Origin of the sequence: Zobellia sp. 1_MG-2023 (genome assembly GCF_030549125.1) — a bacterium.
In the GTDB taxonomy this organism is placed as follows: domain Bacteria; phylum Bacteroidota; class Bacteroidia; order Flavobacteriales; family Flavobacteriaceae; genus Zobellia; species Zobellia russellii.
The window spans coordinates 727175-751618 of record NZ_JAUOSY010000002.1; the positions used below are offsets into that span (position 1 = coordinate 727175).

Annotated in this window: 26 protein-coding genes and 1 other RNA gene; 10 read left to right on the top strand and 17 right to left on the bottom strand. The window is 36.3% G+C overall.

Features of this window, described 5'->3' with window-relative positions:
* Positions 1 to 497: 497 nt before the first annotated feature.
* Together Q4597_RS07060 and Q4597_RS07065 are read right to left on the bottom strand one after the other, a co-directional pair.
* Positions 498 to 2555, bottom strand: coding sequence for an ATP-dependent helicase (locus Q4597_RS07060; protein ID WP_303405489.1), 2058 nt, complete (start codon positions 2553 to 2555; stop codon positions 498 to 500).
* Between the two features lie 139 nt (positions 2556 to 2694).
* Positions 2695 to 4077, bottom strand: coding sequence for an exonuclease domain-containing protein (locus tag Q4597_RS07065; protein ID WP_303405491.1), 1383 nt, complete (start codon positions 4075 to 4077; stop codon positions 2695 to 2697).
* A 42-nt stretch (positions 4078 to 4119) separates the two neighbouring features.
* On the opposite strand from Q4597_RS07065, the gene Q4597_RS07070 reads away from it, so the two are divergent.
* The 3 genes from Q4597_RS07070 to dnaE are packed head-to-tail and all read left to right on the top strand — an operon-like array spanning position 4120 to position 8670.
* Positions 4120 to 4455, top strand: coding sequence for a hypothetical protein (locus tag Q4597_RS07070; RefSeq protein ID WP_303405493.1), 336 nt, complete (start codon positions 4120 to 4122; stop codon positions 4453 to 4455).
* Between the two features lie 4 nt (positions 4456 to 4459).
* Positions 4460 to 5617, top strand: a complete 1158-nt coding sequence (locus Q4597_RS07075) for a DNA polymerase IV (protein ID WP_303405494.1) — start codon at positions 4460 to 4462, stop codon at positions 5615 to 5617.
* Positions 5614 to 8670, top strand: a complete 3057-nt coding sequence (gene dnaE, locus Q4597_RS07080) for a DNA polymerase III subunit alpha (protein WP_303405496.1) — start codon at positions 5614 to 5616, stop codon at positions 8668 to 8670. The genes Q4597_RS07075 and dnaE overlap by 4 nt, the downstream gene beginning before the upstream one ends.
* Before the next feature lie 40 nt (positions 8671 to 8710).
* On the opposite strand, the gene Q4597_RS07085 is transcribed toward dnaE, so the two are convergent.
* Positions 8711 to 9433 (bottom strand): SOS response-associated peptidase, encoded by a 723-nt coding sequence (locus Q4597_RS07085; RefSeq protein WP_303405497.1) that lies wholly within the window; start codon positions 9431 to 9433, stop codon positions 8711 to 8713.
* A 60-nt stretch (positions 9434 to 9493) separates the two neighbouring features.
* On the opposite strand from Q4597_RS07085, the gene Q4597_RS07090 reads away from it, so the two are divergent.
* Positions 9494 to 10081 (top strand): hypothetical protein, encoded by a 588-nt coding sequence (locus Q4597_RS07090; RefSeq protein WP_303405498.1) that lies wholly within the window; start codon positions 9494 to 9496, stop codon positions 10079 to 10081.
* Between the two features lie 97 nt (positions 10082 to 10178).
* Here Q4597_RS07090 and Q4597_RS07095 read toward each other — a convergent pair whose 3' ends face one another.
* Complete coding sequence (locus Q4597_RS07095) at positions 10179 to 11096, bottom strand: hypothetical protein (RefSeq protein ID WP_303405499.1); 918 nt, start codon at positions 11094 to 11096, stop codon at positions 10179 to 10181.
* An 8-nt stretch (positions 11097 to 11104) separates the two neighbouring features.
* Between Q4597_RS07095 and Q4597_RS07100 the strand changes: the two genes are divergently transcribed.
* Positions 11105 to 11287, top strand: a complete 183-nt coding sequence (locus tag Q4597_RS07100) for a hypothetical protein (protein ID WP_303405501.1) — start codon at positions 11105 to 11107, stop codon at positions 11285 to 11287.
* 47 nt (positions 11288 to 11334) lie between these two features.
* Here the strand turns inward: Q4597_RS07100 and Q4597_RS07105 are convergent, their stop codons facing one another.
* The 10 genes from Q4597_RS07105 to ssrA all read right to left on the bottom strand — a co-directional run bounded on the left by Q4597_RS07105 (position 11335) and on the right by ssrA (position 18084).
* Entirely contained in the window at positions 11335 to 11568 is a 234-nt protein-coding gene (locus Q4597_RS07105) for a hypothetical protein (protein ID WP_303405502.1), read from the bottom strand.
* A gap of 49 nt (positions 11569 to 11617) precedes the next feature.
* Positions 11618 to 12202 carry a ParA family protein gene (locus Q4597_RS07110; RefSeq protein ID WP_303405503.1) on the bottom strand — a complete coding sequence of 195 codons (585 nt, stop codon included), beginning with the start codon at positions 12200 to 12202 and terminating at the stop codon, positions 11618 to 11620.
* A 2-nt stretch (positions 12203 to 12204) separates the two neighbouring features.
* A complete protein-coding gene (locus Q4597_RS07115; protein WP_303405504.1) occupies positions 12205 to 12654 on the bottom strand; it encodes a DUF6730 family protein in 450 nt (149 codons plus the stop codon).
* A 2-nt stretch (positions 12655 to 12656) separates the two neighbouring features.
* On the bottom strand, positions 12657 to 13508 hold the full coding sequence (locus Q4597_RS07120) for a relaxase/mobilization nuclease domain-containing protein (protein WP_303405505.1): 852 nt from the start codon (positions 13506 to 13508) through the stop codon (positions 12657 to 12659).
* The gene (gene mbpA, locus Q4597_RS07125) at positions 13505 to 13810 is read right to left on the bottom strand and encodes a mobilization protein MbpA (RefSeq protein WP_303405506.1); all 306 of its coding nucleotides are present in this window, start codon (positions 13808 to 13810) and stop codon (positions 13505 to 13507) included. The genes Q4597_RS07120 and mbpA overlap by 4 nt, the downstream gene beginning before the upstream one ends.
* 91 nt (positions 13811 to 13901) lie before the next feature.
* Positions 13902 to 14735 carry a toprim domain-containing protein gene (locus Q4597_RS07130; RefSeq protein ID WP_013994054.1) on the bottom strand — a complete coding sequence of 278 codons (834 nt, stop codon included), beginning with the start codon at positions 14733 to 14735 and terminating at the stop codon, positions 13902 to 13904.
* A gap of 396 nt (positions 14736 to 15131) precedes the next feature.
* The gene (locus tag Q4597_RS07135) at positions 15132 to 16223 is read right to left on the bottom strand and encodes a replication initiation protein (RefSeq protein ID WP_088696858.1); all 1092 of its coding nucleotides are present in this window, start codon (positions 16221 to 16223) and stop codon (positions 15132 to 15134) included.
* An 83-nt stretch (positions 16224 to 16306) separates the two neighbouring features.
* Complete coding sequence (locus Q4597_RS07140; protein WP_013994057.1) at positions 16307 to 16597, bottom strand: hypothetical protein; 291 nt, start codon at positions 16595 to 16597, stop codon at positions 16307 to 16309.
* A gap of 73 nt (positions 16598 to 16670) precedes the next feature.
* A complete protein-coding gene (locus Q4597_RS07145; RefSeq protein WP_013994058.1) occupies positions 16671 to 17543 on the bottom strand; it encodes a hypothetical protein in 873 nt (290 codons plus the stop codon).
* A 143-nt stretch (positions 17544 to 17686) separates the two neighbouring features.
* Positions 17687 to 18084: a transfer-messenger RNA gene (ssrA, locus tag Q4597_RS07150) on the bottom strand.
* Positions 18085 to 18404: 320 nt separating this feature from the next.
* On the opposite strand from ssrA, the gene Q4597_RS07155 reads away from it, so the two are divergent.
* Positions 18405 to 19604, top strand: a complete 1200-nt coding sequence (locus Q4597_RS07155) for an NAD(P)-dependent oxidoreductase (protein WP_303405508.1) — start codon at positions 18405 to 18407, stop codon at positions 19602 to 19604.
* Positions 19605 to 19685: 81 nt separating this feature from the next.
* Entirely contained in the window at positions 19686 to 19955 is a 270-nt protein-coding gene (locus tag Q4597_RS07160; RefSeq protein WP_215912793.1) for a hypothetical protein, read from the top strand.
* On the opposite strand, the gene Q4597_RS07165 is transcribed toward Q4597_RS07160, so the two are convergent.
* Positions 19952 to 21064 carry an Sb-PDE family phosphodiesterase gene (locus tag Q4597_RS07165; protein WP_303405509.1) on the bottom strand — a complete coding sequence of 371 codons (1113 nt, stop codon included), beginning with the start codon at positions 21062 to 21064 and terminating at the stop codon, positions 19952 to 19954. The two genes, Q4597_RS07160 and Q4597_RS07165, sit on opposite strands and share 4 nt — an antisense overlap.
* Before the next feature lie 68 nt (positions 21065 to 21132).
* Entirely contained in the window at positions 21133 to 21804 is a 672-nt protein-coding gene (locus Q4597_RS07170) for a DUF1361 domain-containing protein (RefSeq protein ID WP_303405510.1), read from the bottom strand.
* Positions 21805 to 21881: 77 nt separating this feature from the next.
* Here Q4597_RS07170 and Q4597_RS07175 point away from each other — a divergent pair, with 77 nt between their 5' ends.
* Positions 21882 to 22241 (top strand): DUF1801 domain-containing protein, encoded by a 360-nt coding sequence (locus Q4597_RS07175; RefSeq protein WP_303405511.1) that lies wholly within the window; start codon positions 21882 to 21884, stop codon positions 22239 to 22241.
* Between the two features lie 12 nt (positions 22242 to 22253).
* On the opposite strand, the gene kdsA is transcribed toward Q4597_RS07175, so the two are convergent.
* Positions 22254 to 23072, bottom strand: a complete 819-nt coding sequence (kdsA, locus tag Q4597_RS07180; protein ID WP_303405512.1) for a 3-deoxy-8-phosphooctulonate synthase — start codon at positions 23070 to 23072, stop codon at positions 22254 to 22256.
* Positions 23073 to 23248: 176 nt separating this feature from the next.
* Here kdsA and Q4597_RS07185 point away from each other — a divergent pair, with 176 nt between their 5' ends.
* Both Q4597_RS07185 and Q4597_RS07190 read left to right on the top strand, forming a co-directional pair.
* Positions 23249 to 23722 (top strand): hypothetical protein, encoded by a 474-nt coding sequence (locus Q4597_RS07185; protein WP_303405513.1) that lies wholly within the window; start codon positions 23249 to 23251, stop codon positions 23720 to 23722.
* A 118-nt stretch (positions 23723 to 23840) separates the two neighbouring features.
* Positions 23841 to 24380 carry a hypothetical protein gene (locus Q4597_RS07190; RefSeq protein WP_215438256.1) on the top strand — a complete coding sequence of 180 codons (540 nt, stop codon included), beginning with the start codon at positions 23841 to 23843 and terminating at the stop codon, positions 24378 to 24380.
* The last annotated feature ends 64 nt before the right edge of the window (positions 24381 to 24444 follow it).

Consider the following 24444-nt stretch of genomic DNA (forward strand, 5'->3'; position numbering starts at 1 on the left):
ATTTAACGAAATACAATAAACCTGTAACGGTTTTGGGAAATCTAATACTGAGGCTATTTAGATGAAGTCTGAAAATACGAAGGCTAATGTTCTTAATATTCTCTATCACTAATTTAAATTTTTTATATCAAGAAGTTGTAAGGGTTCTTATCTACGGCAAGAATTATTTTGGAATTAAACATCAAGTGTAGGCAAGGTAAATTAGAGACAGTTTTGCAGGTCATACGGAGTCTAGTTCTAAATGATTGGCTGGATTATGCTATCAGTTACATAGAATTAAGTTATTATACTAGTACCTGGATTAATTCGTCTGAATATAATCGTGTAATGAAGGTTATAAAGTGCCAATAATTCCCGGGCTAAATTCTATTGAAAAGTCAGTTAATTTATAAAGGGCATTAATTAATCATTAGCAGGTTGAAGTTTATTATACAATAACGAAGTTCATTACGGAATTAGCGTTTAACACTACATAAAATCGATATTCATTAAATTCATCAACTAAAATCCATCCCTGAGGACAGGTCTATTTTATTAGGTGTAACCGCATCTTTTACCTTTCCGAATTTATGTTCGACTACTATTTGCTTAGTGAGATTTTCAGGAAGTTCGCTAAGGAAATAGGTATCCATATCATCGGTCCTTTGGTTCAAATTGCTAGGAACAGTTCGTTGGTGGGCTGCTGTTATGGAAGATGTATTGCGGGTCATGATCAATCTGTTCTTTGCTCTGGTGAGTGCTACATAAAGTACACGTCGATCTTCCTCTATCTCATCAAGATTGTCAAGAGACCATGAGGATGGAAAAGCCTTTGGAGAAACATTCAGGACGATGCAGACATCGGCTTCCAGTCCTTTTGCCGAATGAATTGTGGAAATTATAACATGATCTTTAGTTTCTGCTGTATTTAATTTAGATTCGCTAAGAACGTTCGTCCCATTCATGTTTTCGGAATTATCTAATAAGCCTTCTCCAATAAATTCGCCAAGGGTCGGATAGCTCTTTGCCAAAAGTTTAAGAACCGGAAAGTCACCTTTTCGCTTCTCGTTCCAATCTCTCCTATATCTAAATGCCAATCCTAAGGACATGGCCTCATAAGCGGTATCCACCATTTGGCCAACATCACTTTCGGATTTTATGGATTCGTAGAGCTTAGCTATCTTACTACCATCTTCTCCCGGCATGGCATTTTCTAAAATGCTGGGAATATCCTCTGTATCTACATTTTCAATCACCTTATGAAGTATTCGTGAAGCCCTTACTTCGCCAACACCCTCTTGAAAAGTCAAGAATCGCATCCATGCAATTTCGTCATATGGGTTGTTAACTATACGAAGTAAGGAAACCAAATCCTTAATGTGGGCCGCTTGCATAAATTTGCGGCCGCCATAGGTAACGTACGGAATTTTTCTTCTTATAAATACTGCCTGTAAAGTTTTTGAGTAATACTGCGAGCGCGCCAAGATTAAGTGATCTGAAAAAGTACGGTTCTTATGGGTGAAATTTTTTAATACTTCATCCGCTACCCAGTTGGCCTCTTGCCACTCGTCGCTCACGTTTACCAATAGGGGTAATTCTCCCGAACCCCTATTGGATTTTAAAATTTTCTTGTAATCTATCGGAGATTTTTCCAAAAGCCAATTGGATAAGTCCAGTATCTCTTGAGTTGAACGGTAATTCTTTTCCAACTTATAAACCTCTGAATTGGGTACCCGTTCTTTAAATAGGTGTACATTCTTAAAATCTGCACCCCTAAAAGAATATATGGATTGCGCATCGTCTCCCACGCAAAAGAGCTTGCAAATGTTGACAAACGGATCTAACAAATCCCATTGTAAGGGGTTGGTATCCTGCATTTCATCTACCAAGAGATAATCCAAATGTTGCGAAAGAATATTTCCGGCTTCCGGATTAGCTCTTAACTGGGTGGAGACAACTAGTAGTAGGTCATCATAATCTAAATACCGCTGTTCGGTTTTTTTGGTTTGGTATGCCCTTAAGATGTTTTCTACATTGGGCTTAATGGTAGAAATTTCGTAGTCAGTATCAGCATCTTTTCTATTCTTGAATAATTTGGAGCGCAAGCTTTCCGTTAAATTTTTTTTGGTATTTCTAGCCAATGAATAGATGTCAATTAATTGTTGTGGTTTAATACGGAGCTTTCCAAAATCCAGATTCTGATTTCCACAAACCATTTTCATAATACTGAGCTGATCGTCCGGGTCTACTACGGTATATGCCGCAGCTCCGAACAAGTTTGGATACCGCACAATTAACTGGTTGCACCAAGAGTGAAAAGTTGCACCGCTCAACAAGTTGCCATCGGTTTTGGGGAGGGTGGCTTTGACCCTTTCAACAATTTCATTCGCAGCTTTTTTGGTAAATGTAAGTATCTGTATTTTGGCCGGGTCCGTTCCTGATTCTATAAGATAAGCCGTTCTAGCTATTATAGTCTTTGTTTTTCCGGTTCCCGCACCGGCAAGTACCAACAGGTGATCGCCATCATACCGTACTGCTTTTCTTTGACCGTCGTTAAGTGTATCTTGAATATTCATATTTTAATAATAGTATATTTTGTACTCATCACCGCTTTTGTGTGGGTCTTCAAAGCTATTTTTCTTTTATTAAACGTTATGCTTAGATAAAAAAATGTTTTAACATTTTTAGGGCTCAATGGGCATTTCGTTCTTCTTATCAGATAGAAATTGCCTCGGGTGCCATAATTTTAATGGATTTTGGGTTAGCGTTTAAATAGCTGGTGATGATTCGCATGGTATGGTAAGTGTTTTTCTTTCTAATTAAAAATGGCTCCAAATCTTCGAGATCCTGAATGCTTTGATCTTTATCAAAGAATCCATAACCTTGATAGAGGCTATCTTTTACAAGCACAAACCCATGTTCCTGTTCTACTCGGCCCTTACAAACAATAGCATAATGTTCCCTGTTCTTATGAAGCTCTAAAATTGCTCTTTTGGCGCGTACATTGTAAAGGGCTACGGATTCCTTTCCTTCACATACTTTATTGCAGTCTTGTATGCTATAATGGGAGCAACTCTCTTTACTACTTTGTAGACCGGTAAACCTAGGGCACAATAAAAACTCTTCACAAATTTGCTTTAGTTTCACAATCGCTTCTTCACGTTTGTAATATGTGACCGCTCCCAAATCAGATGCCGACTTTCTGTCCAAGGCAAATTGAATGATGCCTTTACGGTTGGTGTAGTGCACTATACAATAGGGCGCCCTTAATTTCTTTTGTGCAACATTATATTTCGGATAATGGTTCTGTATCTCATCAGCCTCCAATAATAGTGCAATAAGCTCGTTCCCTGTCTCTAGAAAGTCTACTGTGGCGGTTGCTTGACAGAGGTCGTACTCCTTATTTTTTTTGTCGTAAAAATGACTTAAGACCCGTTCCCTTATTCGAATGGCCTTACCAACGTATATGATTTTACCTTGAGGGTCTTTAAAATAATAAACACCAGGGCGCTGCGGAAGGTTTCCTATGATTTCCCTATCTATATTCGGTGCTAAGCCAGTTTTCCTTGAATTAAGGAAGGAGTCGAAAACGATACCGTTCTCATCCAAACTCATCAACCGCTGAAAGAGTATAACAGTGGCATCCGTATCACCTTCGGCTCTATGTCGGTCAATAAGAGGTATGCTCAAGGTTGAACAAAGGCGACCCAGACTGTAGGATAGTTTTCCTGGCACCAATTTACGGGCAAGACGAACCGTGCACAATTTTTTACGATTAAAATTATAGCCAAGGTGTCGAAATTCCGAACGTAATACCGAGTAATCAAATGTAACGTTATGAGCTACAAATACAGCGTCCTCAGTAATATTGACGATTTTCTCTGCAATCTCTTCAAATACGGGAGCTGTCCTGACCATATCGTCATCGATGCCGGTAAGTCCTGTTATAAAGTTTGGAATGCGTACTTGTGGATTTACCAAAGAAACAAATTTATCCAATATTTTATCCTCATTCATCCGAACGATACAAATCTCCGTGATACGGTTGTTTCTGATGCCTTTTCCAGCTGTTTCGATATCAACGACTACATAGTCCATTTCGTTAAAGTTATATTTCGTACGGTAAAAATACTATAACAAATGGAAATAATCCATAATTTTGGAATAAATCCACAACCAAGAGTATATATGATTTTAGACTACCCAAATCTGATAAAACTAGAACATGAAATTAAGATACTGATCGAGTATCGACTAGTAAAATATCCATTCGAGAAGATAATTGTTGAAACTTATTATGCAATGAATGGTTCTATAATGTGCCGCGTAGAATTATTTGGATTAAAAACCGATATAGCAGAGCGATTTGCCAAATACGAAGCGGAACTTATAGAGGGATTTTATTACGAGGCTGAAAAAATATTAGTCAGGCAGATGGAAATCCGAATATCACGAAATTTCGAAAAAGCTTCTTGATTATATGAAAAGGGCGATAGTACACATGGATATGCATGATTATTATATTGAATGCGAGCGGTTGGCCAATTCATCTTTGAAAAAAGTGCCGCTTATTATTGGTGGTGGTTCAAATAGGGGTACGGTCGCGGCCTGTTCACAAGAAGCTGCGAAGTTCGGAGTAAGGGTTTCAATGCCCACGGCCTATGCTTTAAAACTATGTCCGAACGCTACAGTTCTTAAGGGGGATTATGGTTCGTATTCAAACAAATCAAAAGAGCTTACTGAGATAATAAAAGAGCATGCGCCCGTAGTTGAAAAGTCATCCATTCATTCGTTTTATTTAGATATAACCGGAATGGACCGTTTCTTTGGTTGTTATGACTGGACGAAAGAGCTGTCGACTCTAATTTCTAAAAATTCCGGCCTAGACCCATCTTGGGCCCTTTCCGTTAACAAAACGGTTTCAAAAATAGGAGCTGTCGATTCCTCGCCAAATATGCCCAGACTTTTGGAGCAGCAAAACGTTCAAAGTTTTTTAAACCCCTTGCCCATTCAAAGATTACCGAATATAGGTGACGCTACTTTTCAATTATTATCGAGAATAGGTATTCGTCAAGTAGCAAAAGTTGCACAAATGCCCTCATCGGTTCTGCAAAAAATGTTGGGTAAACGTGGCAATGTCATTTGGCAGCATGCAAATGGAATTGATAGAGAACCTGTTAAGCCGTATAAAGAAAAACAGGCGGTCTATATGGAGCATGTTTTCGAGATGGATTGTATAGATGTTCATAGTATAAGTGCCCAGCTGATGGCTATGGTAGAACAACTGGCATTCAAGCTTAGACAGGACAACTTGGTAACGGCGAAGGTTATTGTGAAGGTTAAATACAATAATCTTGATACCGAAACAAAGCATTCCAGAATCTCGTATACATCATTAGATCACATTCTAAAAAAAGAGGTACGGTTACTCTTTTCCAAATTATACCACAGAAGAATGCGTCTAATAAAAGTGGGCATCCGCTTTACTGATATAGTGTCCGGTGCACATCAAATCAATCTATTTGAGGATACGGGTGAAATGTTGTCCCTATACCATGCGCTGGATTCGATACGTAAAAAGTACGGAGTGGATTCTATAGGTTCCTCTTCGGCGTTTCAAAACTACCGAAACAAATGAAAACATTTCTAAACTGCCATTCTTATCATAGTTTACGATATGGAACAATTCCCTTAAACGAGCTTGTGGATATGGCCGCAAGTAAGGGAGTAACCACCCTGGGCCTTACCGATATCAATACGGTAACGGGTATATACGATTTTGTTAGAATGTGCGGAGAAAGGAAAATTAAACCTATTGTAGGTATTGAATTCCGTAGGGGGGACGAAAAATTATATACCGGACTTGCCAAGAATACCAAGGGAATTGGCGAGTTATGTAAATTCTTCACCGAACATAATCTTGGTAATAGAGAGTTGCCAACTATTGCACCAAGATTTAAGAATGCATTTATCATATATCCCATTTCCAATACACCCGTAAGTTTGGAAAAGAACGAATATCTTGGGGTTAACGGGCATGAAACGACTCAGTTGATCAAGCCTATATATCAAAAACTATTAAAAAAGACTATTGCTTTTCAGTCCGTTACGATTCGTAACGAAGATGAATATGAGCTACACAAAGCTTTAAGATGTATCGACCATAATATTCTATTGTCCCAGTTACAAAGGCATTCTCACTGTGACAGTTCTGAGATAATGGATACTACGATATTCTTGGAAAAACAGTTTTCAAGATATTCTGGCATAATCCGCAATGCGGAAAAACTGGCCGCACAATGTAGTTTCGATTTTGATTTTACCGTACCACGTAACAAGAAGCTCTACACTGGCAGTAAATCCGGTGATATGTTGTTATTGGGCCAATTGGCCAAAGATGGAATTATAAGGCGTTATGGTGCTAAAAATAGGGAAGCCAAGATTCGTATGGAAAAGGAGCTGAAGGTCATCGGGGAACTTAATTTCACGGGATATTTTTTAATCACATGGGATATTGTAAGATATAGTCAAAGCCGCGGATTTATGCATGTTGGCCGGGGGAGTGGTGCCAATAGTATCGTAAGTTACGCTCTTGGCATTACGGATATCTGTCCATTGGAACTTGATCTCTACTTTGAACGGTTCTTGAACGAAAACCGGAAAAGTCCTCCAGATTTTGATATTGACTGGTCTTGGCAGGAACGAGATGAAATCTTGGATTATATTTTTAAAAGATTTTCTCCGGGACATGTAGCTTTTTGCGGTACGATTGTAGAATTCAAGCATAGGTCTATTATGAGGGAACTCGGGAAGGTCTATGGTCTTCAAAAATCGGAGTTGGATGCTTTATCAAGAAATGGCCCACAATCTGCCGGAACTGATTCAATCGTTGCCCGTGTTGCAGAATTGGGTTCCATGCTTATCGGGTTTCCCAATCAAAGAAGTATGCATGCATGTGGTGTAATCATATCCGAAGAACCTATAACAAATTTTTCAGCTCTTGAGATAAAACCAAAAGGCTTTCCCATAGTCCAGTTTGATATGCATATTGCTGAAGATATAGGTTTCGAGAAATTTGATATCCTAAGTCAACGGGGTTTAGGAACAATATCGAGCACCGTTGAACTGCTCAAACGGAACAGAGGAATAAGTGTTGATATAAGTGAAATAGATAATTTTAAAAGAGATCCCCAGTGTAATGCCAATCTTCAGATCGGAAATACTCTGGGCTGCTTCTACATTGAAAGTCCCGCCATGCGCGGACTTCTAAGAAGGTTAAAATGTAATGATTATCAGACCTTGGTAGCTGCATCAAGTATTATTCGTCCCGGTGTTGCTAAAAGTGGTATGATGAAGGAATATATATATCGGCATAACAATCCAAATAGCTTCGAGTATTTTCATGACGTATTCGAAGAGTTCCTGGGAGATACTTACGGGATTATGGTATATCAAGAAGATGTAATAAAAATTGCACTTCATTATGGGGGACTGGAGCCATCTTACGGAGACATTCTACGAAGGGCGATAAGTGGTAAATCACGATCTAAAAAAGAAATAGAAAGTCTTAAATACAAATTTTTAGAATCTTGCAAACAACTTGGTCATAAAGAGCAATTAAGTCTTGAAGTTTTTCGTCAGATTGAAAGCTTTGCTGGGTACTCTTTCTGTAAGGCCCATTCTGCATCCTATGCTGTTGAAAGTTATCAGAGTCTCTATCTAAAAACCTATTATGGCATAGAATTCATGGTATGTGCAATAAACAATGGAGGCGGGTTTTATCGGGCGGAAATTTATATACATGAAGCCAAGCGCTCTGGAGGAACAGTTCATGTCCCCTGCGTGAACAATAGCGATGTGGAAACAATATTGAAGGGTACAGATATTTATCTTGGTTTTAATCTCATAAAATCTATGGACGAAAAACTGTATGTTCATCTGGTCGAAGAAAGAATGACCAATGGAGATTTTAACTCCTTGGAAGATTTTTTATCAAGAACTGGTATAGGGGGGGAGACCCTGGTTACCTTAATATTCATTGGAGCTTTCCGGTTCACCGGCAAAACTAAGAGCGATTTGGTAATTATTGCCAAACTACTGGAATCCAGAAAAGTGGAAAAATCACCCACATTACTTATAGAGGAGCCATTGCAGGAATACCAATTTCCAGTAATGCACCGAAATATAGTAGAGGATGCATTCGATGAAATTGAAATCTTAGGATTCTCGGTTTCACTTTCTCCTTTTGATCTTTTAAAAACCAAATACCGAGGTGATATCATGAACGTGCAGTTACTTGATAATTATAAAAAAACGGTACGTATGTTGGCCTATTTGGTTTCTACCAAGCAAGTGCCTACAAAACAGGGTAATATGTATTTTGGAACCTGGATAGATAACAACGGAGATTACTTTGATACCGCGCATTTCGCTAACACATTAAAGAAATATCCATTTAAAGGTGGTGGCTGCTATCTTCTGTTAGGAAGGGTAGAGGTAGATTTTCACTTTCCAACGGTCGTAATTTCAAAAATGGAAAAGATGCCCTTTGTCCCCGATCCTAGATATCAAACCGGTACGGATAGGGATTATAAAGTACATGAGAGATTAAGAGAAGATAGGAGTACCACGCATCGCGCGCCATATCCTCAAGAGCATGAAATTGGATTGCCGAGAACTAGAATAAAGTAGATTTTATTCCCCAGTACGATGCACCTTTAAATTATAATATCTAGAACAAACTTTGTTGCTGGCCCAGTTCGGGATAAACGACTTTTCTTATTGCTTCTACAGAGTTTTGATTAAAATTTTTCGAATAAAGATTTCTTGTAACCGGATAGGCTTCAAAGTCATCAGTAGTAAAACCTGAATTGATGAGCTCTTTAATGTGTTTTTCATTTAAATCACTACGTAACCATTCTTCTTGAAATTCATTGTCCAATACCAAAGGCATACGTTTTTTCTTATTATTTATTTCAGAAAAAAAATTGTTTGCTTCAATAGTAAGAATTGAACAAGTATACAGTTCTTCATCTAGTTTGGTGTAGATGCCTGCAAACGTAAATAGCGCATGGTCTTTTAATTTGCAGTAATGCGGGTAAGATGTGCCATTATAATGATGAGATTCGTAGAATCCATCTGCTATGACAAGACACCGTTGATTTTCTACAGAGTCTTTAAAGGAGCGAGTGTTAAATATGGTCTCTCCCTTGGCATTTAATGTGTTTGCTTTGGCTCTAAACTCATCTGCATAGTCCATTGCAAATTCGGGAATTAATCCCCACATGGCTGGCCAAATTACCTTGGAGTCGTCCTGTGCAATTATGTAAACATTCGGATGTTGAAAACCAGATATATAATAGTAGGGCTCATATAGTAGGGGCACTTCAAATTCCCTTTCAAAATGATCTTCAACAACTTCTTCAGGTTTAGTAAGGCTTTTAGAATAACACATAGAGCTAATTTATTGAATTTAAATATATTATTTCTAACCTTTATTGTTAAGTTTAATCCTATGAATGGATTGACCCTGAATAGACTGGAGAAAGATGCAATCGATTTTGATGTGTTCGACTCTTATGTATACAAAAAATCTTATTTTGAAATATTATCTTTTTTTCAAGAAGCGCGTATACTACAAGAATCTCACCTCATTATATATGCTCAAATAATATATGGCTCTATGCCCACGATGGTGAACATCAATTTAAAAAATAAAGATAAATTACTGACTATCTTATCCAAAGCACGAGATGGGGGAGAGGTTAATTTGGAAGAAATTAAAATAATTAAAGAATATATAAATAACTCTTTAGTCGGTGCTTCTAAACTACTACATTTTTTGAATCCTAAAACGTATGCTATATGGGACAGTAGAATTCATAGGTATATTACAGGTAAGCCTACGAGCTACGGTATTAATAATATAAGTACATATATTAAATATCTAGAGAGCGTAAAGGACATATCTTCAATGGACGACTATAGTAGATTACATCAGAAAATTGCTAAGCACTTTGATTATGAAATACAACCGAGCCGAGTTATGGAAATTATTATGTTTCAAACAGATAGAAATAATAAAGGTTGGAATAAGTTTTAATCGAACCCGCTGGCTTGCAATACTCCTGGCTGTTTAAAAAATGTTCTACGTGATTTGACTAATTGATTTAGTTTGATATCTACAATATTTAAGGCATTCACCTATTAATGATATCTCCTATATGCTTTGGGCCTCCTGTGCGCGGCAAATTCTTATATTTTACAATCTTATCTGAAGGAGTAATTGATAGGTGAACATCTCCATTCTCTCTAGGAAAAAGAGCATATGAAAGAGGTTCTCCTGCTTTCAATACTACATCATCTTCTAATACAATAACGCCTATATTTAAAGGGTCATCTGCTGAGCTATGATTCTTGTTTTTGAGCATTCTAAAACTTATCCTTGAATGTTCTTTCTTAGTTGGATTAGGAAGTTCTTTTGCTACTTCCATATAGGGTTTTACATGTTCTTCAAGGTTATACAGTGGGTAAAGTTGAATTATGTAATTTTTACTGTTTTTTACTAGGTCAACAAGGCCATATTCATTGGCTCTATGCAAAATACTCCAAAATTTTTTTTCTTTCAGTTCTATCAATTGCTTAATTAAATGCTTGGTAGAAGGAGCTTGTAGCATTTGAATTAGCAACTTTAATTCGCTTCTATTGAATTTATACCAAGCTTTCGCTTCTATTGCCTGAACGAACTTATTAGACCTTCTTTCTTGGGTAAGAAACTTTTCTTCTTTTAGTCTGTCGAATTCAGCTTGTTCAATTTTTTTTAAGCACGTAGTACATTTCCATGAAGGTTTTAAATAAGTCCTTGCTAGGGTTATGGAATCAGCTTTTAATTCCTGTTCTAACTTACAATTAGAACAATCTTTAGTAATAATCAAATAAGAACCGTTTCTTGCTATAGTTGAAATTTCAAAAGACCTCAAACCGAATTCGCTCCCTATATTAGACGGTGTTTCTTTAAATTTTCCATTTTCTATAAACCAATATCGATTCGTTATTTCAAGTTCTTGTAGGCTTAAATTATCATTAAGCACTAATTCTATCTGGTATTTTTCTTCCATAAAAAAGCGTGGAACTGAACCTGAAGGAACCAGAGGTATCGCCAGACACCCAGACTACCAAACAAGAACAGCCCACGCATAACGTGGGCGTCTTGGCTTTGATATTGGTAGTCTTTAAAACTGGCGATTTTCTAGTCCCAAATCAAAAGCGAAACGCTATTGTATTTTATGATTCTATATGTTCCTTATAAAAATGTTTATTATTAATAGTTCAAATTTAAATAAAGGAATCCAAATTCTACCTCGGTTTCTTTAGGTAATTAAGAATGCTCTCGTTGATGATGGCTTTAAGGCTTCTGTCTTCTTCGATTGCTCTAGATTTTAATTGCCTTAAAATGGTCTTGTCAATATAAAAGGAAAATTGTTTTTCATTACTTGATTTTACCTTCTCAGGAACAATTTTTTGAATGGTTTTCTTAGTTTGAGAAGCCCTTGCTTGGGCTATCAAACTATCAAATTCTGATTTTGCCATAATATAGTTTTATAGTATTATACCGTTCTATATTTATATAATTGTAGAATTATAAAAGTGAAGTCAAAACTTCTTTTGTTAAGTTATCCATTTGTTTTTGGGCCTTATTGTTTTCCAAAACCCCTTTTAATAAGGTAGATCTGGTGAATGCCACTAAGTCGCTAATTTTAGTCTTAGCTATTTTTATATTATACGTCCGTAGACTTTTAAGAGTATCGTCGGTAAGAGTGGTATTTGGCTTAATCATGTTTAAGACAATCATACTATTAGTTTCTTTTCCTTGCTCTGCTATTAGGCTGATGGAGCTATCAATTGCTAAAAGGTCCAGAATACCGGCTTTGGTTGGGATTAAGATTAAATCTGCTGCTTGTAACAGTGATTTTAGTTGTTTTGATAGATACGGAGGGGTGTCTACAAAGACAAAATCCAATTCCTCGTTTTCGGTTAAGATATTTTGGTTCGTAGTAATTTCAAAAGACTCTACCATATTGGAAATTTGAGCTAAACTCCCTTGAACATCCATGTCTAAAATAGCAACCTTGGAATGTTCACTTAAATTTTGTGCCAAATTAAAAGTCAAGGTGCTTTTGCCTACACCACCTTTTTGATGGGTAATTAATATAATTTTTGCCATACCTAGTTTCTGTTCGTGTTCCATTTTAAATATCTATCCTTGACCTCCGGATGCTCTTCAAAGAATTTATTAAAGTGATGCATTGCTTCTTTTTGACCTTTTTCATAATAGTTAAAGTTAGCGTCAGAGCTTACCTTTATCTCGTAAATTGAATAGCTCACTAAACAAAAGGTGAATAGTAATACGGAACTTAGTAGTACTAGTAACCATCTTGGATAATGGTTTGACTTGGACAGATTTTTAGTTAATTGCGAAATTTTAGTATGTTGTTCTCTAAGAACTATGTCTTGGCTCTTTACAAACGAATTCAAAACTGAACTCATTTCGGTCATATCTGGTGATAGCTGAATCATTTTAAGTTCATTGGAGAGATGCTTCATTTTTTCCAGTTGCAGCTTGAAATCGCTTAATTCCTCTACTAGTAATTCCGCTATGTCGTCAATTTTTGCCATGGTTATATACTTAGTCCTTTGTTAGTTAATTGTTGATTGGATTGCTGTTTAGTATTTGCAATGAAATTTGCACCTAATTCAACCACTTTGTTTGAAATTAGAGTCGTCTTGCTTCCATTCTGCAGTATATGGCCATTTCCCGCTATAGCATTGGTAATTTTGCCACCACTCATGGACCGATGTATTTCACTGCCTTTTAAGCTGATGTTTTTGTATTTGAATCTGAATCCTTGAAGTTTATTACTCTTGTTGATACTAGGGATTACATCAATACCTCTCAGTTTCATCTTTTTTATATAATCATCAAGGGTTTTAGGTGAGTTTTTTCTTAGTACATGCTCGTTTAAATTGTGTATTTCTCTCCTTATTTGTTTGAGAGAATTAAGCTTTTCCACTTGAATTTCTTGAGCGGTTTTTAAATTCATTTCTAATGCAACCTGTCTAGCTGCTTCGATGCTTCGTTTTCCTATAAATCCATCAGGATAGGCTTTACCTTTAAAATCAATTCTATTTACGTACAAATGAATATGGGTGTGTGCTTTGTCTTTGTGAACAAAAGCTACTGCTTGACGATTGTTCAAATTCATTCGAGCTAGAAACTTTTTTGCTATGTCACCGAGATTTTTCTTTTTTAATTTTTTGCCATCTTCTATGGTTGGACTTAAGACAAAGCTGAGAGTATTCTTTTTGCAATTTTCATTCATGTCCTGAATGATTTGAAATTCCTTAGTTAGTTCTTCAGGGGTATTGCCGGCTAAATATTCTTTTAAAACTACGATAGCACTTTTTTCTTGGTTCCATCCATAGGCCATGGAAGCACTAGTATGTGAGATAGATTTTCCCTTACCAATCATTTTTTGAAATTGTTTAAGTGTTCCTTAATTTCTTTAGCCAATGCATAGACTTCGGTAGTCAATTTTGGATTTTGTTTTCTGTACATATTACCTATCAAAGTGAAATTCCGGCTATAGGTAGAAAGCATTTTATAAACTTCGATTTCTTCATCTGTAAGGCGTGCAGTAATGTCTTTGTTGAATGCTGCCCTAAAACAAAATTCACTGAGGGAGAGCCCCGATTTTTTAGCTCTTATTTTCAATAGCTTTTTCTCGTAAATCGTACTTCTGAACTTGGTGACAACTCTTTCTTTTTTCTTCATTAGTTCTTTTTTTATTTTGCGACCATCGGGAGAAAAATCAAGATTGTGGGCCCAGCACACACATCTTGAACTCTTACTCAAAATCATTTTTTTATTTTTGCTCAACCCACCATTCGTTCAAGTCATTATAGCCTTGGTAAAAACTTGAACAGTCATGATAATTGAGTTCTTTGGTTACGAATTTTTCAGTGATTGTACGGCCTGTTTCATCTTGGTCTAAATAGAGATTTATGGTGTTGTACTTGTCTGCATAAGCATTTAATTTGCTAGCGAAAGAACAAGAATTTAGGATTAATAAGTCCGCCTTTTGTAATATTGAACTATCTAGCGATATTAAAGAGAGCATATCAAACATACCCTCAGTAACCACCAGAGAATTATGTCCATTTTGAATCAATGAGATATCCTTAGGTGAAGAACCTGATTTGAAGTATTTATTTCTCAGATCATATCCTCCGGAAATGTTCTCAACACCTATTGAAAAATATTCTTTTGAATGATTTGAATAGTGTACTTCTTTACATATTTTTCTCGCAATTTTTAAAGGTATTCTCCTTTGATTTAAATAAGCTATAAGTCCTAAATGCTGAATATCAATTACAGAAGTAATATTTATTTTGGTATCGTATATGTGTTTAAAACTTGGTTGCTGGTGAAAAGAGAAGGTGTCGCTTGAAAGTTTTTGCAAAACTTCGGAAATAGAACACCTGTAAAATTTTTGCAAAAAATCAATTATTGTGCCACGGGAGCCTGTACCATAATCGTACCAGCAGTTTTTATTAGTATTAATTTTAAACGAAGCAATTTTTTCTCCTCGAAATGGCGATATGTACCATTTGTCATATCCCCTTGTCTTTTGAGGTTCAAAGCCAAGTTTTTTTAAATATGAAACCATGTCTATTTTTTTAGCTTTTTGGCAATTCATTTCTTTTATTTTTGACTAGCAAATATTTATTGCTGTTTTAACTTCTGTTTTTTCCATTTTCATTTTTTTACAGTAGTATTTTAGTATGCTCTGAAGCCTTTATGTCAATGGGCTCACAGATAAATGTATGAGGGTGTGTCCTTAACGAAAAGTGAGGGTGCATCCTTAATGAAGGGGGAGGGTGTATCCTTAATAGGTGAGGGTACATCCTTAATGAGTGAGGTAAAATTTTGCTGATTTTTATCAAAAGTGAGGGTGCATCCTTAATTGGTGAGGGTACATCCTTAATAAGTGAGTGCATATCCTTAATAGGTGAGGGTACATCCTTAATAGGTGAGGTTGTATCCTTAATAAGTGAGTGATGAATAAGTATTTCAGTTTTTACCAAAGTTGTAATCATGATATTTTATTTAGCTCCTTAAATAGATTCTTATATAAAAAACCTGATATGTTTTTTATTTCGCTCTGTTTAACTTTATCGTAATATTTCGCGGTTTGATTTTGGCCGAATGTACTTCTCTGGATGTTTTCCATCCATCTTTTTTTCATCTCCCCTGAACCAATTCTATTAATTAAATAAATGACTTGAGTTTCATCTAGTCCAAGTCCTTTGAAAAACTCTAAGCAGCTTAGCTCTTCTTTGTTGAGCTCATGCTTTAAAGGTTTAAATCGAAATTCAATATGAGATATTCTTCTACCTTTTTTAAATTTTCTATTTATTCTTAATTCTTTAATATCCTTACATTTTTCTGAGTTTATCCATTGAATTGCTGGCTTTAGGAAGTCTCTTTCGAAATAGCTAAACTTGGGTTGTTTGTCTTTAAACTCATAGTTTTTTTCAGGGATAAAAATAAGTTTGAGCTGGTCTTCAGGGGTTAGAGTTGTTTTCAATTCTTTGTCTATGATTTCTATATATCCTAAAATCATTTTAAGCTCTATTACGGCTATTATGCAAAATCCGGTATTCTTAAATTGTGATAGTATTTCGTAAAATTTTTTTCGTCTTGCTCCCCGAATTTTGAATACAGAGTTTTCAATTTGCGTAAATCCATTTTGTTTTTGAACTTTTCCTACGGGTGTTATTTCATTGATGTACTGAATAAGTTTTTCTTTATAGAAGAAGATTTTTCCAAAACGAGCTAATTCTATCTTTAACGTATCAGGACTGTCAGGATCTACTTGAACATTGTCCACGATATTAAATGCGATAAAAGACCTCTCAATCTTATTGTAAAAAGCTCCTCCCACATTTTTAACTTCATTAGTAAATTTGTAAAATTCAGAAAATGAATATGTGTCGTTTTTTGAAGTGTTTTTTGCATCAATATAATCGTTGAGTGAAATTTTAATAACACTTTTGGGTTTGCCAAAAAAATCTATTTTACTTTGAATTAGATAAACAATGTCCTTATGTATTTCTTTATCTAACTTGAAAAGACTTCTAGTAAAAAAGTTTGCTTGATTAAGCTGCTTATTTCGTAATTCCATGCTCTTAAAATGAAATATTTTATTGGCTAAGAATCAGTTTTCTATGCTTTAGTTGATATTCAATTGAGCATAAAACAACTGATTTATGCTCTTCTTTTGTACTTAAATTGTTTGATGGAGTTGTCCTCGTTGAAAATCTGGAAGTGATGAATCAACTTTTTTGCAGGTCCGAAATCTTCAGCTTCAATCCATCCATACTTTATATAGTTATCAATAGATTGAACAGAGCTTCGACATATGTCCGCTGCTTCTTGTCTGGTGTAGTACTTTGTAGAATAATCTTCTTTAGGAGCATTTTTAATCTCCAAAACTAGTTCTGTAAGTTTAGCTAGTTTATTGTGAATACTTAGAAAGGGATCTGTGTAGGTGCTCATATTTACATGTTTTAGAATTCGATATCCCAAAACTGCAAATAAGTAATATTTACATGCCTGACATGGCTTACAATTAAATGTTTTTTTTCATAAACTGCTTTAATTCAATGTAAAAGTCAGTTGATTTTAAATCATCAATACCGTTGTCCAGAATATATTCCTTTTTAAAATCATTCCAGTTTTGGCGCTTAATTGGTTTTGAATCTAGAAAGAATTGACGATTGATTGATTCATAATAATATCCATTCAACCTGGCAGAATATTTTGATGTTTTAATTATTTCCTCAAAGAAACATACGATAAAAATAAACCACGTTTGTTTTTCGGATGGAATAGTGTCTTTTGGAGTTTTAAGAGAAGAATACTTGAACTGTCTGTGTTCTGGAATGTAGTTTTCAAAATTTGGCAATTTCATTAGTAAGCTCTCAAAAAGTTCAAGGTTGGGTTTTCTTACCTTATTAGATAATCGCTTATTCGAAATATCTGTTTTGATTAAATCTTGTTTTAAATTTTCTTCAGGTAATGTTAAGTGATTTTTATGTGGTTTCCCGTTCTGTATTTTTATCTCGTTAATTTTATTTGGAATACATTCTGATTTGTGGAAAAAGCTCTTAGTGCTGAGTTTACGAATACTGATAATTAAGCCAATTGTAGATATTATAACTATTACTGTGGTTGAGCAATAAGTAAAGACTACATTTTCAATCGAACTATTAATTAAGCATTTGTAAAGAAATAACGGGCATAGAAAAAAAACTACTGTTAATAAAATGCGCAAGTTATCAGTCGGCTTATGGAGGACAGGAGCATTTTGAGTATACTGAGTATTGTTATTGTAAAAAGCAAAAAGTGGAACTAATCTAAAGCTTATTCGTTTAGAAAATATATAAGCATGACAAAGAGATAAAGTGAAAAGTAACGCAATTTGTACAATGAGGTAATTCATAATCTTAGCATTATTTAGTAGTAATTACCCTAAAAATACTAATTTCGAAAATAGAAACAACTTATTGAAATTGAATGGCATTGTCAACGATTCTGTCAACGCAAAATAAAAAACCCCGTAAACAAAGGGTTTACAGGGTTTAAGTGTGGAGCCGGAGGGAGTCGAACCCTCGTCCAAACAAGCAATAATAGAGCTTTCTACATGTTTAGTTCCCGATTAATTTTCGATGCATACCTGACCGGAAACGGCCTAATATACACTTAGCTTCTTAAAGTTTTGGTGCCGTTACCAAAGCAATAACGACCTTATGTTGACTTTTCTGGTGCCTCTAAATGAACCGCCGCCAACAAGGGCTGTTCAGAGACATCTCGCTTTCCAACCTTGTTGGAACGAGGCAAATCTTACTATAATTCAGATTATGCGGCAAGAGCGTAATTGTTTTCGCCAATTAAAAGTGTGAAGTATGATATTAATGAGCTGTACCCCAGCGCTCAACATGCTTACAATACCATTGGTCTCGCTGTCAAAACCAGTCGGCCCCGTAATAAGATGGCAAATTTTCATTTGTCCAAAACTCATTTTATTTTCAAAGAACTGCCTCAATTTATTATAGAAAGGCGTAATCGTTATTTGTGCGTTCGAGCGGGCTATCCGCTTTTACTCCTCGGCCCAATTTGCAAAAAAACAAATTTGTCCTGCGGGGTAACCGCTACTATCCCTAACGCAAAATCCGTTGTAGCAAAAACTACCACGGTCGGTAAAGATACCCCAAAAAGTATTCCAAAAAAAGTTTTGATAGGCTGCAATCATAAGTTACATTTGAAACCATAGTCTATCCATAAGTTATAAAAGTCCATTATCATGAAGTTTGGAATCATTCGGGAGCGTAAAAATCCACCAGATCGCCGTGTAGTATTATCGCCGGAGGCCTGCCAAAAAGTCTTGGCCAATCAGCCAAAAGCGGAAATTATTGTAGAACCGTCGCCAATCAGGGTTTTTTCGGATGCGGAATATAAAGCAAAAGGCATTACGGTAGCTGCAAAAATGGAAGAGTGCGATGTACTTTTAGGGGTAAAGGAAGTACCTATTAAAAACCTGGTTCCCAACAAAAAATATTTTTTCTTCTCGCACACCATAAAAAAACAACCTTATAACCGAGACCTTTTACGTGCGGTTCTCAAAAATAATATTGAGTTGTACGATCATGAGGTAATTACCAATCAAAAAGAACAACGTTTGGTGGCCTTTGGTCGTTATGCCGGTATTGTTGGGGCGTATAACGGACTACGTACATACGGACTCAAATACAATTTATACCAATTGCCAAAAGCAGAGGATTTGGCAAATCAGCAAGAGTTGATTGCGGAGCTTCATAAAATTAGCCTTCCTAACATAAAAATTATTCTAACCGGTAGGGGCAGGGTAGGTAATGGCGCGCGCGAAATGTTAGATGCCATGAATATTAAAAAAGTTAATGTCACGGAATATCTAGAAGAAACGTTCAATGAGCCCGTTTACTGCCAAATAGATGCATCGGATTATAATAAAAGGAAAGACGGCGTAAGAGGCAATAAAGCCGACTTTTTTGCCAACCCAGAAGAGTACAGGAGCAATTTTTTCCGTTTCACCCAAGTGTCGGACTTTTTTATTGCTGGACATTTTTACGGACAGGGAGCCCCGTACCTTTTTACTCGGGAAGATGCTAAAAAAGAAGATTTTAAAATAAAGGTGGTGGCAGATGTAAGTTGCGATATAGATGGTCCTGTGGCAACCACCATACGCCCTTCTACAATTGCGGATCCTATTTACGGGTATGACCCTAAAACAGAATCTGAAACCGATTTTAAAAATGATACGGCCATAGCCGTTATGGCGGTAGATAATTTACCTTGCGAAATTCCTCAAGATGCTAGCGAAGGGTTTGGACAGGCATTTGTTAAGAATGTTATCCCTGCTTTTTTTAATGGAGATAAGGATGGAGTGTTAGAACGGGCAAGAATGACCAAAAATGGTAAGCTTACACCACGTTACCAGTATTTATCGGACTATGTGGAGTCATAATGTAGGGTAAATAAATAGTTTTTTTATTGTTAAGGTATTGTTAATAATTGTTATATTGTGATGCTCTTAAAACAAGAACCTATGACATTCAATTGGATTGCTGGTCGTGAAATAGATGAGAAATTACATCGTCTATGTATAGAACTTGAATACGAGTTTCGACCAAAAATCATTAAGTTTTTGATTGCACATTTTGATATGGAATGCTGTTCGGATTTTTCATGTTTTCATTTTAATGTAGATCTTGTTTCTAAGAAAGTGACCTTGTCAGATGATACTCCGCTTCTGTATCTACAGCAGATTAAACCGGATTTTAATAAGAAAATGGAGATGGCATTGGCCAGCCACTAGTTTACGGATATTTTCCAATCAATAATGGGCTGTTGCCTAGGTGCGGTAAAACAGCCAAGCGCTTTTAATTTTAGTAGTATTTCAGTTTTGGTTTCCAACGTCTTGACCAGTAATTGTTTTGTGTCTCCAGCCAGTATTTCAAATACGGGAGAACTGTCATAGAAAGTATATTCCATTTCATTTTCAAAAAATAGATCGCTGCTGGTTATGTTTTTTAACTGTATTTCCAGTATTTGGGATTTTGGTCTGTATTCGGCCTTTACCACCTCTAAACTATTTTGCAATAGAGGTTTTAAGAATTCGGCCTTGCCTACCATTAAATCATTGTAAATGGCCACGGTCCTGCCTGCAAAAAGAGCTTCTTGCAAGCTTTGCATATTTTTCTCCTTGGCGAACACCAAGGTAATGGGACGGTGATTTCCTTTTTCGGTATAATCCCAGTCAATAAGTCCGTGAATATCACTTGTACCCATTATCGTCAAATTATTTTCTAGCGCCAAGGTTAGTGCCTCTTCAGAATAGTCAACAGAATTTATGACCTCAATGCCGTGCAACTCTCGTTTTTTAATGCGTTTTTTCTGAAAATCTGTTAGAATGGGAGTGCCTTTTGGGCTTTGAGCGTACCAGGCCGGGTGATTCCAGAAGACAAAGGCGTTCTGTTTTTTGGCTTCCGAGAACGCTTTTTCGGCTTTATCAACATTCAATAAATTAGCATCTTGAATAAAAATCGCGTTATTATGGCCCACAGGCGCCGAACGTGTAATTTCCGAACCGTGAACAATTAGAAGATTGTGTTCCTTGGCTTCGGCCAGGGCAAGGTCATAGGAACGGTTGCGGTTAGGATGTGGAATATCCGCTTCATGAGGTTGATACTCTAGATGCTCGGTAAGTGAAATGGCATCAAGATTTTCCCGTAATGCTTCTTGCACACGAATGGTGGGCCAAACATTCCCGTCCGAAAAAACGGTGTGCTGGTGTAAATCCGTTTTTAAGGTTTTGTACCCGTCAATATCAGGGTAGGTTATAGGTTGCGCTCCACTATGGGAGTGTGTTTGTGAAAAGGTGTGCTGTAGAGTAAGGAATACGACTAAAAAGGCTAAATTTTTCATGAGGTTGGTTTATGTTGCTAAAATATACAACAACAATTTCAACCTTTATAAAACCGTATTAAGTAAAGTTAAATTTTTGAACTATTTAAGGATGTTGTACCGTGTCCTCGTAAGAACGGTTTAAGTGCCCAAAAAGACACCCAAATAAAACTTCCGAAACCAAAAATCCACAACCATGCGTCAACTAATAACAAGGAGTCAAAAAGACTTTGAGCTAAAGTCAAAGGTTTCGTTACAATATCCCACGAATTAAAACGTAAGAAACGACCAAGAAAAACACCATAACCGCTCAATAAACTTACAAATAGCATAATGGCATTGGCCAAGACAGGATGGTTTCGTTTTCTAAGGTAGCTAAAGACATCCATCATAGAGAGAACACCTAAAATTAATCCGTTCAAAGAAAAAACGAAGAATAACAGAAGATCCAGCCAAAAAGTGGATCTTGAGCCATCTAAATGAACAAAATCTGTAATAATATAAGGACTGTTGGGTAAAAAGAGTATCCACAACATTAGGATTACAATACGTAATGTCCGCGATTTTCCAACCTGAACATTGAATAAAAATTGCTTGGAAAGAAAGAGCGGGATAAGCGCCAAAAACAGATTCCACAGTAAAAAAGTAAAATCTATGGATTGTGTTAAATATACCCGTAACGCCAGAAGTATGGTGCCCAATGCAGTGAGCAACAGTAATCTCTTATGAAATAAATTGTTTTTTAAAGCGCTGATAATCATGAAAAAACTGAAGATTTAGTCTATAAAGTAGAACGGGAGGTGGTTATATTTGTTGTTGTTGAACTTAACTTTTGCCAATGAACCCAGCAGAACATTATATTCTTGATAAGCCTGAGCCTTTTAGAAGTATCTTATTGCATTTGCAATCGGTTATAGAACGAGCGGTTCCCGATGTTGATTTAAAGTTCAAATATAGAATTCCATTTTATTATATCAATAGGAAACCTTTTTGTTATTTAAACCAGAGCAAAAATTATGTTGATCTAGGTTTTTGGAAAGCGGCCCACCTGACCGTATACCAAGAGCATATGGTTACCCAAGGGCGCAAGGTTATGAAATCTTTGCGCTATACTTCCTTAGAAGATATAAACGATAGAGTCCTTAAAGACGTGCTGAAAGAGGCATATGCTGTGCGGGATGCGAAGTTTTATAAGTAAAACTGTTGCTCCCTAAAGTTCGTTAATAGTTTTTCTAATAGCTGTCAAATCAGTCAACAATTTTTTCATTAACCCTAAATCTAGCATGTTGGCACCATCACTTTTTGCATTGGCACAATCAAAATGTGTTTCAATAAAAAGCCCGTCTACGCCAGCGGCAATTCCTGCTCTTGCCATAGTGCCTATTAATGAAGGTCTGCCACCTGTTACTCCTGAAGATTGATTTGGTTGTTGTAACGAATGGGTTACATCCAACACAACAGGAGCAAATTGTTTCATGGTAGGTACGCCTCTAAAATCAACTATCATATCTTGATAGCCAAACATGGTGCCACGATCGGTAATAATTGCTTGTTGGTTACCCGTTTCGGTAACTTTATTAACCGCATGTTTCATGCTTTCCGGACTCATGAATTGTCCTTTTTTGATGTTCACGGTTTTCCCTGTATTTGCAGCAGCAACTACTAAATCCGTTTGTCGTGCTAAAAAAGCCGGAATTTGTAATACATCTACATATTCCGCAGCCATAACGGCATCTTGTTCCGTGTGAATATCGGTTACCGTAGGTACTTTAAAAGTTTCAGAAACTTTCCTTAATATCCTTAGCGCTTTTTCATCACCAATACCTGTAAAAGAGTCAAGCCTGCTTCTATTTGCTTTTTTGAAACTACCTTTAAATACATATGGTATTTTTAAATCACTGGTAATTGTAACAACATGTTCTGCAATGCGCAGCGCCATATCTTCACCTTCTATGGCACAAGGGCCAGCAAGTAGAAAAAAGTTATTGCTATCGGTATGTTTTATTTGAGGAATTAAGGATAAGTCCATTCGTCGAAAATTTTTGAGCAAAGATACTATTTTATGAGGCTAACTGTTGTCTTTACATAAGATTGTATAAAAACCAGATTTACATGTACTCTAAACAATGCCTGCCCTTGTTTTTACTATTGTTACTAGTTTGCCAAGTAAATGCGCAATTTGGTAAAAATTGTGAGTTGAGACAAATGAAAGTCAATCTCTTAAACCCTGGTTTTGAGTATGAAATGGCACTTGGTACGAACACTACTTTTGATGTTAAGGCAGGAATGCAAGTGTGTTTAGATCCGTTACGGTCTAATATTTACGAAGAACTAGGTATTTTTCCTGCTGTTGCTGGTCAGTATCGGTATTACTACAACTTTGAAAAAAGGCAACAAAATAGAAGACAGATTTATGGTAATTCCGCCAATTATGTAGCACCTGCTGTAGCGGTTTTTTTTCCTAATTCTAGAACAATTAATGGAGAAGAAGTAAAAGGAGCTTTTGGTTATGCGGGTTTGGTAACAGGATTGCAGCGCAGTTATGATTCCGGTTTTAATTTTTCCGTAGATGTTGGTGCAGCCTACTATTCAGGGCAGTTTAAAGGTGGGGTTTATCCTGTAGCCAATTTAAGTATTGGCTGGATTATTAGTGAAAAACGATGGTGTGTAGGGCGTTAATGTGTTTTTTAATCGAAAATATATCGAATTATTTTTTCTTACAAATTGTTTGGGGGAAATGAATTTTAGGCTTGATATTTGATGATTGTTTAGACTCAATTAATAGCTGAACCATTATATGAAAAATACCAATATCTTACTCGTTTTTTTTGTTTTTACAATTTTTGCAAATGCACAGAACCAAAAAAATGTAGAGGAACATCAAGTTCAGTTAGGATTGCCCATGCCCGCTATTCTTTATGAGAAAGGATTGGGCAGGAATACAACAGCTACTGTGGAGTTTGTTTCTGGCTTTGGTTTAAGAGGTTGTACCGGTTGCGAGACCGAATTTGGTATTTATCCCATTCTAAGAGGGCAGTTGCGTTACTATTACAATATGGACAGGCGGCTGGATAAAGGGAAAAATATTTCCGGTAATTCAGGAAACTATATTGCCATATTAATGGCGTATCAAGACCAAAAACCTTTTATTGGCGATTTAACCTTGTCCGAAAGTATTCTTGCCGTTGGCCCGGTTTATGGAATTCAACGTACCTATAGACGAGGGTTTTTCTATCGTTTGGAAGGTGGTTTGGGGTATTCTGAAACTCAGAATGAAAATGGTTTGGCCTTGTTATTGGCTGCACGTATAGGCTGGGCATTCGGAAAACGTCGTTAAGCCTCTGACACATATTTTTCCGCGCAGTTTACGGGAGAAAATAAGCTTAGTTCAAAGTTGTCTA